The organism is Parashewanella hymeniacidonis, from assembly GCF_016900895.1.
GTDB lineage: Bacteria > Pseudomonadota > Gammaproteobacteria > Enterobacterales > Shewanellaceae > Parashewanella > Parashewanella hymeniacidonis.
On sequence record NZ_JAFEUN010000017.1, the window covers coordinates 37,399 to 51,020 of the forward strand.

Below are 13,622 nucleotides of genomic sequence, written 5' to 3' on the forward strand. Positions count from 1 at the left end.
ACAAAACATGATCTAAATAACTTTAACATCTAAACTTCAATTAAACACATTGGCCAAGGAACTAAGACCCGCTGTTTTTATCGAAGTGAGTACAGTTCGCGTTTGAGTCATTGATGCAATGAACCAAAAACATGCTTAGCGACCTCTTAATAAAGTGATTACAACTTATTTTATTTTATTCATTGTCGCCATTAAGGATAAATTGTTCGTGTGTAATGAATAAGCATACGCGCCCATGTTAAGACAAATTTAATTGAGCTTAGGTAATTTATATGCAAAACCCGCACATTTTAATCGTTGAAGATGAAGCAGTTACTCGCAATACTTTGAGAAGTATCTTCGAAGCTGAAGGTTATTCAGTAAGCGAAGCCAATGATGGCGCAGAAATGCATAAGGCAATGCAAGACAACAAAGTAAACTTAGTGGTAATGGACATTAACTTACCAGGTAAAAATGGTTTGCTATTAGCAAGAGAGTTGCGCGAAATCAATAACATTGGTTTGATCTTTCTAACAGGTCGTGACAATGAAGTTGATAAAATCCTAGGTTTAGAAATTGGTGCTGATGATTACATCACTAAACCGTTTAATCCTAGAGAATTAACTATACGTGCTCGTAACCTTTTGACACGTGTGAGTAATTCTGGCCATGAAATTGAAGAGAAAACAGCAGTTGATGCCTATCGCTTCAATGGTTGGACCCTTGAGATCAATAGTCGTTCTCTCGTAAGTCCACAAGGTGAATCTTACAAGCTTCCACGCAGTGAATTCCGTGCAATGCTTCATTTTGTAGAAAATCCAGGCAAGATTTTAACTCGTGCTGATCTTCTATTGAAAATGACAGGCCGTGAACTTAAACCTCATGACCGTACAGTAGACGTAACCATTCGTCGCATCCGTAAGCATTTTGAAAGCACACCTGATACCCCTGAAATCATCGCAACGATTCACGGTGAAGGCTATCGTTTCTGCGCTGAACTTAGCGAATAATTCGTATTCTTCTCAAAAAAAACCAGAGCTATGCTCTGGTTTTTTTGTTTCTAATAACGTTGGTTACTTTAATTTTCTCTCTAGAAAGTCAGCTAATGATTTATACAAATGATTACGGACCTTCTCACCACGCATAGAGTGCTTAGAGCCAGGGTAATCTATCATTTGAAATAATTTACCTTCGTCTTGCAGTGCTTTATACACTCGAGTACTGTTTTCAAATAATACATTGTCATCGGCCATACCATGATACATCAACAAGCCTGATTGATAATTTTTTACATAAGGCAATACACTGCTGGCATCATAGCCTTTCTTATTAGTTACAGGGCTTCCCATGTATCGCTCAGTGTAATGCGTATCATATAAGCGCCAATCCGTTACAGGTGCACCTGAAATTGCAGCTTTAAAGTAGTCAGGAGCTTTAAAAATTCCCATCAGAGCCATATAACCACCATAGCTGTGACCATAGATAGCAATATTACCGCCATCAACGTACGGTAAACTTCTTAAGTAATCCACACCCACCTTTTGATCATCAACTTCCACATTTCCTAAATTGTGATAAATTGCATGTTCAAACTTTGTACCTCTGTGTGCACTGCCTCGGTTATCTAACTGATAAACAATAAAACCTTGTTGTAGAAGATACTGAGTAAAGTAATCTTTATCTGTCCAGCTATTTGTTACTAACTGAGCGTGCGGGCCGCCATAAACTCGAACAACAACAGGGTATTTTTTTGAAACATCGAACGGCACAGGCTTAAAAATACGACTGTAGAGTGTTTGCCCATCTTCTGCTTTTAACTTCACAAATTCAGGTTGCTGCCATAATCCAGCATAGTCATATAAGGGGTGACCTTGTTTAACTTCATTTTGCTCAACCCATTGCAGTAACTTACCATCATCGCTATGAAGACTGATCTGTGGCGGCTGAGTTAAACTGTTGAAATAATCTAGATAAACGCTTTTCTTCTTTGCAAATACAGCATTGTGCATGCCCGAACGATGACTGATTCTTTCTATTGTTCCACCAGCGAGAGGAACACGATATAGTTGACGTTCAACGGGTGTATCTTTTCGCCCCGTAAAATAAACCCAACCATTTGTTTCATCAACGTATTCGAGTGCATCGACAGTCCAATTACCTTTCGTTAACTGACGGATGAGTTTTCCATCGTTACCCAATAGATATAAGTGCTCATAACCATCACGTTCAGATGCCCAAATAAAGGCTTTTTGCTTATTTAAGAAATGAAGGTCAGCATTTAAATTAACCCAAGCTTTACTGGTTTCAGTAATCAATGTGTGTGGTTTATTCACATTATTGATCGATACAACTTGGAACATCAATGTCTTCTGATCACGGCTTTGCCATTGATAAGATAACTGCTTCCCACCAGGAAGCCATTTAACTCTTGGTAGGTATATGTCTTGCTCTTTTCCTAAATTCACCCATTGTGTTTTTAGAGTCGAAAGGTTTGCGATCCCTAGCTGAATCTTGACATTCGTTTTACCAGCATACGGATAACGTTGCTCAGTTAATTTAATCCCATCTGCATAGATTTCATTGCGAGTAACAAGTTCAACACCGGACTCATCCACTCTGGTATAGGCAATATGAGATTCGTCATCCGTCCACCAATATCCGGTATAACGACCCATTTCTTCTTGAGCAACGAATTCAGCCATACCATTCTTAATAGCACCGCCGCCATCTTTAGTAACTTGAGTCAGCTTATTACTGATTAGATTTAGAACATAAAGGTTTTGGTTACGAATAAAAGAAACAAAATGGCCTTTTGGAGACATCTTCGCATCCGTAGCAAAGCCTTCTCCAATTGATAAAGCTTTCACTTTGTCTGCGGCCAATGAATAGAGGTACAACTTACCTGATGCAGGAATGAGAATGGATTGACTGTCTGCCGACCAGCCGTATTCCATTATCCCTTGACCATAAATCCGCTGGCGCTCACGACGGGCTTTTTCTTCGTCAGATAACTCACCAGAAGCTAACTTATCAGCATTGACCAGAATACTGGTTTTGCCAGATTCAACGTCCATCTGCCATAAATCATAAAAGTTCTGATTGGTTGCTCGTCCTGCAAGGTAAGTTACCCTTGTGCCATCTGGCGACAACTTTAAGCCGCGTGGACTTTTCCCCGCTAACGCTGGTGATGCATTAAACCGTTCAATCGTCAGAGGTTGCTTGTTTCCTTGCATTTTTGCTTCCATAGCATTGGCCTGACTTGTTAATCCAGATCCGATTATCAGTGGCGCACTCAAGACAAAACTTGTTACCCAACTTTTTCTCATTATGGTTCCTTTATTGTATTTTTTATGCATTTTTTCGATTATACCGATTTACTGGATGATTTCATTGTCGAAACAATGTGCTCTCGCATCCACTTATGGGCGGGATCTTGATCAAAGTATTGATTCCAAATTAACACAAAAATGCCCTTTTCCATTTCGATTGGAATATCGACCATTTCGAGTTCGAAATGCTGAATCATATCTTGTACTTGTCCAAAAGGTGCGCACAACACAAGATTGGTTCTTTCACACAAACGAAATGCACCTTGAAAATCTGGCATTTCCACTACAAATTCACGTTCGAGACCTTTCTTAATCAGAATTTCATCAAGTAGCCAATGACGAGTACCGCCTCCTGTTACTTGAATATGTTTTTGCTTCAAAAAGCCTTCAAGTGTCCACCCCTCAGATAAAATCGGATGTCCCTTTCTTACGACGCACGTAGCATAGTCCTTACTTAATTCGGCATAGACTAAGTTATCGGGGAGTTTATCAAGATGATTGTATGAACGAGAATCTTGCTCTAAGCAACGAATTGCAAAGTCTATTTCGCAATTACTCAACCTTTGAATTGTTTGATCATTCCAAGTTTTCGTACCAATCTTAACCAGCGGTGCCGACTCTAATATCGCAGGCATAAATTCAGGCAGAGTCACTGAGAAAGCAATCTCCATCATATCAAAACGGAAGATGCGCTCACATGTTCTCGGTTCAAAGTTACTGACCTGAGTGAGGTTATTAACCTCTTGAAGTATCGGTTTTAATTTAACTGCTAATTCAATCGCTTTAGGAGTAAGAATCAGTTCTTTACCACTTCTCAATAACAAAGGGTCGCTGAACATCTCTCTTAAACGAGATAAGTGTTTGCTTACCGCAGATTGAGTAACAAATAAACGCTTGGCAGTACGAGTGACATTGCGTTCTTCTAAAAGTACATCCAAAACTTTTAATAAATTTAAATCGAATGCTTGGGCCATTATCATTCCTATATGGAATACATGGATTAACTATAAATCATTTTTATTCATAGCCAAGCAAAAATATAATCCAGATCACACTTTCACGAATATTGTATGAGACATGAAGCAACTAAGGTTAATTGCAGTATTACTGCCACTAGTAATATTCAGCCCATTGGCGATTGATATATTTTTACCAGCACTACCAATCATGGCCTCTGACTTTAATGTTTCAACCACACAAATGCAGTGGACCATTACAGTTTTCATTTTTAGTTTAGGTATCGGGCAGTTATTTTTAGGCTCAATTTCAGATAGGATTGGGCGCCGTTCCATCGCACTACTTGGTGTTGTTTTGTACGCCATTAGTGCTTTATTAATGGTGTTCGAAGATAATTTTGAACTTCATTTAATACTTAGATTTTTTCAAGGGCTAGGCTCGTGCGCCATCATTGTTTCAGTCTTTGCCAGTGTGAAAGACCGATTTGACACTAAAGAAAGTAGCCAAATTTTCAGCTACTTGAATGGCATGATCTTCTGTATACCTGCTGTTGCGCCTATTCTGGGATATTTTTTAACGGTTTCATACGGTTGGCAGAGTAACTTTGTCTTCATGACTGAATTTGCCGCTATTTTTGGTGTTGTCGCATTCAACTGCTTTAAAGAAACGTATATTCCTAGAAAGAAAGTGACTAAAGCATCAGCTTATAAAAGCATTATTACCAATTCCAGCTTTGTTTTTTATGCCACTGTAGTGATGCTGTCTATGGCCTCTATTACTGCTTTTGTAAGTACCGCACCCAACGTTTTCATCCATCAGTTTCATTTATCTGAAGAGACGTTCACTCACTGGTTCAGTTTAAATGCAGGCTTAAATATCGTGGTTAGCTTATTAACCCCAAAACTAATTGAACACTTCAAAATCAATAGCATCATTAAAGTTGGTATGGGCATGGTGGTTACTTCTGGTGTGTTGCTCACCAGTTTTCAGCACAGCATGACCGTAATTAACTACATGCTCCCAGTCATGTTTGGCTTTATGGGCTTTTCATTACTTATGGGAACTTGTGCAGGCAAAGCGTTATCAGGATTTAAAGCTAATGCGGGGTCAGCCGTTGCTCTACTTGGTTTTATCCAGATGAGCTTATCCGCATTACTGGTAACTCTAGTGCAAGCTCTTCATTTTTCTTCGACAGAGCAATTGGTTATTTTCTCACTGTGCTTCGTACCACTGTTCATCATTAAACAACTAAGAGACTTAGAAAAAGAACCTGAGCAAATTTAATTTAAACACCCTTAACCATCCCTACAAAAACCATACGGTTCTGCCTTACACCACTACACTCATTTCACTGTAGGGCAGTTTTCTTTTTCTTCAGTCAATGTAATGCATTTCCGATTCCCTCTCCTAAACTTACAAAATGCTGACAGTAATAAAAGAAAACGGAACATCTCAGCCATTTAGCTAGCGTTTTCAAAGAGAGCTGTTAAAAAGAAATGCCCTTAACTTATTAAACGGAAGACTAGCCCCTTAAATGACAAAAAACAGTCTCATTTTATTTTTAGTATTAATGGCGACATTGAGTCCTTTTGCTACTGATATCTTCATTCCCGCATTGCCTATTATCGCAAAGAGTATGTCTACTTCCGTTGATGAGATGCATTGGACGATTACCATTTATTTGTTCAGCCTCGGCGTTGGGCAGCTGTTCCTTGGCCCTTTAGCGGACAGAATTGGTCGACGTCCAGTTATCCTTACAGGGCTGTTGATTTACTTGTGCTGCTCAACAGCGCTCTTTTTAATTACCCACTTTGAAAGCCATTTAGTATTCCGTTTCTTTCAGGGTTTAGGCTCTTGTGCACTTGGCGTTTGCACTTTTGCTTGTATTCGAGACAGCTTTGATCCTAAAGAAAGTAGTCATATTTTTAACTATCTGGTCAGTATTAGGTGTTTAAGCCCCGCATTCGCTCCTACACTTGGCCACTTTTTATCTGTTCACTTCGGTTGGCACAGTACATTTGCATTTCTTGCAATTCTCTGTGGACTCACGCTTTTTTTTGCTTATTTTTTTCTTCAAGAAACACGGCCAAGTAATACGATCAAATACAGCCAAATTTTGCCTTTAAAGCAATATGTTAATATCGCCAAGTCACCCATTTTCTTATTCAATGCCATCGTGCTTACTTTATCCATGGCGATGATATTTTCGTATATATCCAGTTCACCGGTTTGGTTGATGCAGCACCTTGGCCTTTCTCAAGAAACCTTTACCTTTTGGTTCAGTTTAAATGGCGCCATAAACATATTCACTAACCTCTTTTTACCCAAGATATTACTAAAGCGAATAAAACCCAAACGATTGGTCAGTGTCGGTATGGTAATGATGATTCTTGCAGGTGTGATATTAGCAGTACTTTCCAAACATGAATCACCAATCAGTTACATGCTACCTGTAATCATTGGCACAACTGGGTTTGCTATACTTGTCGGAGTTTGTTTTGCTCAAGCTCTGCATCCATACCCAGAAAAGGCAGGAACGGCTTCAGCTTTACTCAGTTTTTGCCAAGTAGCCATTGGTGCAGTCTTGGTAATGATACTTCACCTACTTAACCTCAATGCTATCAGCCAGCTTTTAGTGATAACGAGTGCTTTTATACCAATGGTCCTCTTTTTCCACTATTCAAAAGTTAAGGTCTTTGAATAATTAATGTTTCAAATTATTGATTTTTTCAGACTCATTTGGACGCTCTTCTGAATACTGATATTTTAATAACAATCATTCTTAGACTGCAATTTATAAATGGCTACTGTATGATCCTGCGGCAGAAATGTCCCACGCTTTTAAGGATCTATGATGCAAACCTTTTCGCAGTATTTAAATGAAAGCGGCATTGATGCCGATTTATCTCAGCTTCTACTTACGTTAACCGACAGTGCGAAGTCAATCAGCAATGCTGTTCAGCACGGCGCTCTAGCGGGTGTGTTAGGCGAAACTGAGCAAGAAAATGTGCAAGGTGAAACGCAAAAGAAACTGGATATCATCACCAATGACATGCTCAAAGGTGCTTTGAACGCTGATAGCACAGTAAAAGGTTTAGCTTCTGAAGAGGAAGATCATGTCGTCAGTGTTCATCGTGATGGTAAGTTCTTAGTTTGCTTCGACCCTTTAGATGGCTCATCAAATATTGACATCAACTCATTAGTGGGGACGATTTTTTCTGTACTTCCAGCTAAAAATGGCGAGTTAACTGAGCAGTCTTTCCTACAGTCTGGCCGTAATCAGCTTGCAGCTGGTTATGTACTTTATGGCCCTTCGACAATGCTTGCTATAACAACAGGAAGTGGCGTTAACTTCTTTACTTTGCATCCTGAAACTGGCGAGTTCTTATTGACTCATGCAGACGTCACAATTCCAGCTGATACCAAAGAATTTGCTATCAATATGTCGAATCAACGTTTTTGGCAGCCTGCAATGCAAAACTATATTGCAGATTTAATTAAAGGCGATACAGGCCCAAGAGCTAAAAACTTTAACATGCGCTGGATTGCTGCGATGGTGGGAGATGTGCATCGAGTACTTTCTCGTGGCGGCATTTTTACTTATCCAACAGACAATAAAAAACCGAACAAACCGTTTAAGTTACGCTTAATGTACGAAGCGAATCCTATGGCCTTTTTAGTAGAGCAAGCGCAAGGGGTTGCCTCTACGGGTTACGAATCTATTATGGATATTGAACCACAAGAGATTCATCAACGTGTTGCGGTTGTACTTGGTAGCGCCAATGAAGTAAACGAATGCCTTAAATATCACGCTTAAATGACTGGTTAATTTGAGACATAAAAAAACGGCGAAAGCGCCGTTTTTTTTATGTCTATACCCATGATAACTGAAGATGCTCGATTTCAGCGAGAATGCACAACTTGTTAATCAAGGCGACAGTGTGCAGCAATAGTGAGCTATTGTTAGCACTGGCAACACAGAGTAACACGCTGTGCAACTCGCACTTCGTGGACTTCTCAGCGACAATTCTTCTTTGTTACATTAGCTCGAAAGAATCCCGATATTCCTTCGCTAATGCGCCTCAAAGAATTGGCGCTGAAAAAGTCCTGAAACATGCATCTTCAAGTATCATGGGTATAGATATCAACGTCCAACTAAGGCTCTACGACTTCTTGCTGATGCTTTTGCTCTGTTTTATCAACAATCGTCACTACCGCTGTATCACCTACAACGTTACTTGAAGTTACAAACATATCAATAATACGGTCAATAGCTGCTACGATAGCAAAGGCTTCAATCGGCAGGCCTGTTTGATGAATTAGCACACCAATCATCACCATACCACCACCAGGAACTCCACCAGCACCAACAGACAATAAGAAAATGCTAAAAATGAGCGCTGGCAGCTGTTCTACTGTAAATGGTGTGCCAAACGCATTCGCGACAAAGAAAATTGCAATGGTGATATAAATCGAAACACCGCCCATGTTCATGGTGGCTCCAAGCGGTACTCCAAAACCTGCAACAGCACGATTAACGCCTAATTTCTCAGTTAATGTACGCATAGTTACAGGTATTGTTGCGTTCGAGCTTGCGGTAGACAATGAAAACAGCACTTGCTCACGGGTCTTTTCACGGAACTCTTTCGCTGAAATTCCTGTGAACATGCTCACCGCAAATGGGTAAACAACAAATAACCAAAGATTAAGCAGTACCAAAATCAAAATCACATACTGAGCCACATTGAAGAATGCATCAGCTTCTAACGTTGCACCCAGTTTAAACATCAATGCAAACACACCAATTGGCGCTAAGCTCATCACTACAGTGATCAACTTCATCATGATTTTATTAGCCGTTTGGAAACCTTTTACCGCACTCGCAACAGGCTCACCAATCGATTTAATGACACCACCAAGTAATAACGCCATAAAGATAACTTGTAGCATGTTACCTTCCATAAAGGCTTTTACAGGGTTATTGGGCACAATATTGACGAGTAAGGTCATTAAGTTTGGTAACTCAGTAGCTGTAATCGCTAATTGCGCTTTACTGCTCATATCAACACCCGTGCCTGGCTGCATAATTAGCGCCACAGCTAGTGCTGCACTGATTGCAATCATAGTATTGATAATATAAAAGCCAAAGGTTTTACCACCTAAACGACCAAAGCTTCTTAAATCAGGAAGCTCGCACACACCACAAACGATACTCACAAAAACTAATGGAACCACTAGCATCATAATCATGTTTACGAACATGCTACCTATGCCAGATAAAAAGTTCACCAGTGAGTCTGAAAAGAAAGAGATATCGGCTAAGAAATACTGCACAATTGTGCCCAGTATCAACCCCATAAATAGACCAGCAAAAATCCTGGTCGAAAGTGATTTCATCATGACTTTATTACCTAAGTTTATATTTTAATTGTTTGATTCCTTTTATAAGAGGTAAGTGTACTTTTTTAAGGTATGCATTTACACCATAGAAATGAGTAAGTGAGAGTTAACATAGATGTCATCGCAAAACATACACTCACAAAACGCAAACAATAAAGACCATAAAACTCAAGAATCAAAATATAATAGAGATAAACTCCAAAGCAAAATTGTTTTTAAAATATAATGACTGAATTAAAATACGACTAAATAGCTTAATTTAAATCAAAACTGTCAGTGTCCCCATGTGATGCCGGAGCAATATTCAACAGCAAGAGAGCTTCGTTTTCACTTACGTTTTCTAACGAATGCATTTGGTAAGGCTCAACAAAATAGACATCTCCGACTTCGATTTCCATCGACATTTCATTCAGTAATTTCCCTGACTCGCTACACACATCGCCATAATGCAGAACTCCTTTTCCAGCAGTGATGATGAAAATGTCTGCTCCTTGCTTATGAAAATGCTTTTGCTGCTGTTGCAATGGTTCGATTTTTATTAAACCAAGATTTGCCTGTTCAACATGTTCGAACATTGGAACAAAATAGGCGTTATCTGGCCATAGTCGTAATTGTTTGTGTAACGTTTGATCCTGAAAATTTATTTTTTTCATTTCCTTCCCTCATAGTTAATGACTACAAATCAAAATTATCATTTTCGTTATGCCCTTTAGGGGCAATATTTAAAAACATCAGCTCCTTCTTTATAATAATGATATGCATGCGACATACCTGGATGAATGGCGATATGAACAAGATATGCATCTTCAACATGATCAAATAAAACTCCGCTGGTTCTATTGTGTTTGTTGGAGATGTGGTTATTGAGTCGCTGCTGATCACGAAAGTTATACTTTTTCATCTCTATACTCACACGTTTCAAAGGAATAAGTTGAGTATAGAAGAAAGTGAACTAAAGAAAGGTTGAAATTTAGAGCAGCTGCTATCGTACATTAAAGTTTAGAACTCAACATTAATGATTAAAAATAAGACAATAAAGTTTGAAACTTTTTGAGCTGCTTAAGCTAGCAGTTTCCCTCTTTCTAAGTAGCTTTTGCCTCAAAGTTGGCTGGCCTAAGTCATTTAAATTCAAGTCGTTAGCGTCACACTTGCGAAGGCGGGTGTCCAATGCATTGTTGATGTACAGCATCATTTTTTCATCAAACAACAAAACTTCTGTGAAGTTTATAAGGTCGTGGTATTGCATACCACACCGCCAAAACGAAGCTGAGCTTTTCAGATATGATTGAATAAATGTAAGCATTCACCAGAGGGGTATTGACAATCTCAAACTCCCGTTTATTGGCATTTATAACTACAAGCTTGCCATTGTTTTGTGACACAAGTACCACCCCGCAAGTAAGTTTCACTGTTTATTTGAAAAGTCAATACGGGGCTGGTGAATGGTTACGAATAAATGACTAACAGCTCTGATGGTACATCTGATAGGCAGGACGCCTGAATGTCGTGAAGCACATGGATGTGCGAGAACGACCTGTACCCCAGAGCTTGGCTCGACGTCCTGTCTCGCCCAGGCCATTTTGCATTCAATAATATCTTCAACAGCTTCGATGGGGAGCATCAGCCCTTAAACAGTATATAAGTCTAATAAAGTAAGAGTTTTTAGAAAAAAACTGAAACCTTGCAGGCTACAGTGTCCCCCATGACAAAGTTGTAATTCTTCGTTGGTGAAAAGTAGCGTAGGTATTTTTTGCCATAAGAGGAATTACGTTTAACTTTGTGCGGCGGCATGGGGAGATGGAAGAGGGGAGTTTGCTGGTGAACTCCCTTCTTTCTCGGGTGTGGGCAGAAAGCCCGCGACATTTTAAAGTGCGAAGCACTTTCTTAAACAACTTTTGCCCCAAAATTACTTAGAGCATTAATTCTAAATTCTTGCGAAGTTAGCTTGATTTTTTAACTTGTCACACCCATTTGTTGGTCATATAGCGTTCCTAACCAACTAAACCCTTAAAAAGAGCTTTAAGCCAAGATGTTGACATAGGATTAGTGACAACTCTACTTACTACAGACCCTTTTTTAGGAATATCACCGATTCTTTTCTTTGCACCTCTTTTTAGTGCTGAAATAACCCAATCGTAGCCGGATGTCGGGACTGCAATTGGCCGTAAGCGCTCGTCGTCATCATTGAGCTTCCCCTGAACCATCTGTTCGGCCATAGGCATCATAGAATGAATGGTTACATTTTTGCCGCCTTTATTGCGGAGAAACACCACATCAGCGCTTGCCATTGTATTATGGTCAACTGTCATTGCCATCGCATATTCTCCGGTAAACGTTGTGTCCCCGTGAATGCAACCTTTATCAACCACGATAGAATAGCCAAAGGGAACTTTAATGCCGATTAGTTCTAATCGCTTTTCTTCCTTATCCTCAACAATGCGTCCCAGCGTAATAAATCCTGACGAGTTTGGAGTAAGGGGTGTCATAATTTGAGTAAAGTCATGAGTTTCAAGGAAAACTCCATTTCCACTTCTTATTTGGTAGTTAGCATAATCCAATCCAAAATGGTATGTTACGACGTCCATTGGGTCTTCCGGCCCTTTTGTTAAGATGAAAGGCTGATCGTTCTTGACCAACCGAGAGCCGAAAGAACTTAAATCAACCTTCGTTGCCTCAACCTCAGGTAAGATCACACAATCATCTGGCAGGGTTAGAACCCCTAAATGAGCGGTAAGAGAAGCCGCTGATTTCCTATCTTTAATCTGATCCTTTAAGTCATTGGCACATTGAGTTTTTTTACCACTACACCACTTATGCTCTGAGTCTAACTTTATCTGATATACCTCATCGGATTTCGGTGCCTGCAGTGTTCCTTGTTCTGAGAAATCGGGAGAAGGTTTATCTGAAGAAATAAACGTAGGAAAGCCATTATTTATCTCAATTTGGTAAACATATTGGTGTGTTTTTACTAATGTTCCGAAGTAATGATTGGGGCCGACCATTACTTCTCTCAGATTTTCGTCAGTTGCGACCCCCCGAAGAAGAGAGATATTCTTCATTCTCATGAGGGTTCTGCTGGCGTTAGTCTTGAAGCCAGCTTTCGTGGTTTCTGGCAGTGTTTTCCAGCCCTCGCATAACTGAATCACAAACGTACCACTTTTGCCCCCTGTAATGATTGCTCTCCTGACCTCATCATTGGTTACTGACTTAAGATTGCTTTCACCTTTTTTAACTTCCTCAACAGGTATAATTTCAAATTCTTCGATTAGATCCGATGACAGCGGTTCACTTTGCATGCCGCTATCGCAGACTGGCTCGGTTGCAAGACCTTGCTTAGATGCGTGATTATCATCACCTGAAGAAATGGCTGTATCTTTTTTGTCATCGTTATAGTCATAGCAGACAGCAGAATCTGAAGAATAAATACGATCTGTCATACCTTCTCCTATACTTTTGAAGATATCTCACTCATTCCATGCTGTCATTTTAACGAACATTTGTATCCTCTGACTCTGTATGAAAAAATATTAATTAAGTGATTGCAAAAACTATTTTGATTATGTTCACTACTGCGTCGATGATTCGTGACGGTAGAGTTAGAGGGAGTAGCCGATAGAATGGCATATGTGCAAAGGGGCAGTATTAAACTTCAATAAGTAAAGTTCAAAATTTGAAAAGTTTATCGAGACCCACCTCTCATCAATGTGGGCTTTATTCTCCAATACCGCTGAGGCTGCAACAAGATATCTTGACGCAATTATAAAACACCAGCTTAGTTAAAGCCGGGCAATTGACAATTGATTCCGTTGCGATTTTTCAACCTCATATAATTCACTTTTGTCGGATAAACGACACCTGTTACCAGATGCCGTTCTCCTAAGAACCGTACGTGCAACTTTCACTGCATACGGCTCAAGCCTCCACTAAGGCATATTATGTTACCCAGCAACATCACAA

At 39.7% G+C, this 13,622-nt stretch carries 10 protein-coding genes; 4 read left to right on the forward strand and 6 right to left on the reverse strand.

All coding sequences use genetic code 11. The annotated features are described in order from the left end of the window. The first annotated feature begins 272 nt into the window (after positions 1-272). Complete coding sequence (gene arcA / locus JQC92_RS05535) at positions 273-989, forward strand: two-component system response regulator ArcA (RefSeq protein WP_204998712.1); 717 nt, start codon at positions 273-275, stop codon at positions 987-989. A gap of 63 nt (positions 990-1,052) precedes the next feature. Here arcA and JQC92_RS05540 read toward each other — a convergent pair whose 3' ends face one another. Further along, the gene (locus tag JQC92_RS05540) at positions 1,053-3,305 is read right to left on the reverse strand and encodes a S9 family peptidase (protein WP_204998713.1); all 2,253 of its coding nucleotides are present in this window, start codon (positions 3,303-3,305) and stop codon (positions 1,053-1,055) included. 38 nt (positions 3,306-3,343) lie between these two features. Continuing rightward, complete coding sequence (locus JQC92_RS05545; protein WP_204998714.1) at positions 3,344-4,282, reverse strand: LysR family transcriptional regulator; 939 nt, start codon at positions 4,280-4,282, stop codon at positions 3,344-3,346. Between the two features lie 103 nt (positions 4,283-4,385). Here JQC92_RS05545 and JQC92_RS05550 point away from each other — a divergent pair, with 103 nt between their 5' ends. The 3 genes from JQC92_RS05550 (at position 4,386) to JQC92_RS05560 (ending at position 8,082) form a co-directional block, all read left to right on the forward strand. After that, complete coding sequence (locus JQC92_RS05550; protein WP_204998715.1) at positions 4,386-5,549, forward strand: multidrug effflux MFS transporter; 1,164 nt, start codon at positions 4,386-4,388, stop codon at positions 5,547-5,549. Positions 5,550-5,799: 250 nt separating this feature from the next. Beyond that, positions 5,800-6,969, forward strand: coding sequence for a multidrug effflux MFS transporter (locus JQC92_RS05555; RefSeq protein ID WP_204998716.1), 1,170 nt, complete (start codon positions 5,800-5,802; stop codon positions 6,967-6,969). Between the two features lie 150 nt (positions 6,970-7,119). Then, positions 7,120-8,082 carry a class 1 fructose-bisphosphatase gene (locus JQC92_RS05560; protein ID WP_204998717.1) on the forward strand — a complete coding sequence of 321 codons (963 nt, stop codon included), beginning with the start codon at positions 7,120-7,122 and terminating at the stop codon, positions 8,080-8,082. A 338-nt stretch (positions 8,083-8,420) separates the two neighbouring features. Here JQC92_RS05560 and JQC92_RS05565 read toward each other — a convergent pair whose 3' ends face one another. From JQC92_RS05565 to JQC92_RS05580, 4 genes are all read right to left on the reverse strand, one after another. Further along, positions 8,421-9,665, reverse strand: a complete 1,245-nt coding sequence (locus JQC92_RS05565; protein ID WP_204998718.1) for a dicarboxylate/amino acid:cation symporter — start codon at positions 9,663-9,665, stop codon at positions 8,421-8,423. Positions 9,666-9,919: 254 nt separating this feature from the next. After that, entirely contained in the window at positions 9,920-10,318 is a 399-nt protein-coding gene (locus JQC92_RS05570) for a cupin domain-containing protein (RefSeq protein ID WP_204998719.1), read from the reverse strand. A 56-nt stretch (positions 10,319-10,374) separates the two neighbouring features. Beyond that, positions 10,375-10,566, reverse strand: coding sequence for a hypothetical protein (locus JQC92_RS05575; protein WP_204998720.1), 192 nt, complete (start codon positions 10,564-10,566; stop codon positions 10,375-10,377). A gap of 1,090 nt (positions 10,567-11,656) precedes the next feature. Next, positions 11,657-13,102: a hypothetical protein gene (locus JQC92_RS05580; protein WP_204998721.1), complete on the reverse strand. Its 1,446-nt coding sequence runs from the start codon at positions 13,100-13,102 to the stop codon at positions 11,657-11,659. Positions 13,103-13,622 lie beyond the last annotated feature (520 nt).

What these genes read in the sequence shown, in the direction of transcription:
- arcA (WP_204998712.1), top strand. Translation starts at nt 273, where the DNA reads ATGCAAAACCCGCACATTTTAATCGTTGAAGATGAAGCAGTTACTCGC.
- JQC92_RS05540 (WP_204998713.1), bottom strand. Translation starts at nt 3,305, where the DNA reads ATGAGAAAAAGTTGGGTAACAAGTTTTGTCTTGAGTGCGCCACTGATA.
- JQC92_RS05545 (WP_204998714.1), bottom strand. Translation starts at nt 4,282, where the DNA reads ATGGCCCAAGCATTCGATTTAAATTTATTAAAAGTTTTGGATGTACTT.
- JQC92_RS05550 (WP_204998715.1), top strand. Translation starts at nt 4,386, where the DNA reads ATGAAGCAACTAAGGTTAATTGCAGTATTACTGCCACTAGTAATATTC.
- JQC92_RS05555 (WP_204998716.1), top strand. Translation starts at nt 5,800, where the DNA reads ATGACAAAAAACAGTCTCATTTTATTTTTAGTATTAATGGCGACATTG.
- JQC92_RS05560 (WP_204998717.1), top strand. Translation starts at nt 7,120, where the DNA reads ATGCAAACCTTTTCGCAGTATTTAAATGAAAGCGGCATTGATGCCGAT.
- JQC92_RS05565 (WP_204998718.1), bottom strand. Translation starts at nt 9,665, where the DNA reads ATGATGAAATCACTTTCGACCAGGATTTTTGCTGGTCTATTTATGGGG.
- JQC92_RS05570 (WP_204998719.1), bottom strand. Translation starts at nt 10,318, where the DNA reads ATGAAAAAAATAAATTTTCAGGATCAAACGTTACACAAACAATTACGA.
- JQC92_RS05575 (WP_204998720.1), bottom strand. Translation starts at nt 10,566, where the DNA reads ATGAAAAAGTATAACTTTCGTGATCAGCAGCGACTCAATAACCACATC.
- JQC92_RS05580 (WP_204998721.1), bottom strand. Translation starts at nt 13,102, where the DNA reads ATGACAGATCGTATTTATTCTTCAGATTCTGCTGTCTGCTATGACTAT.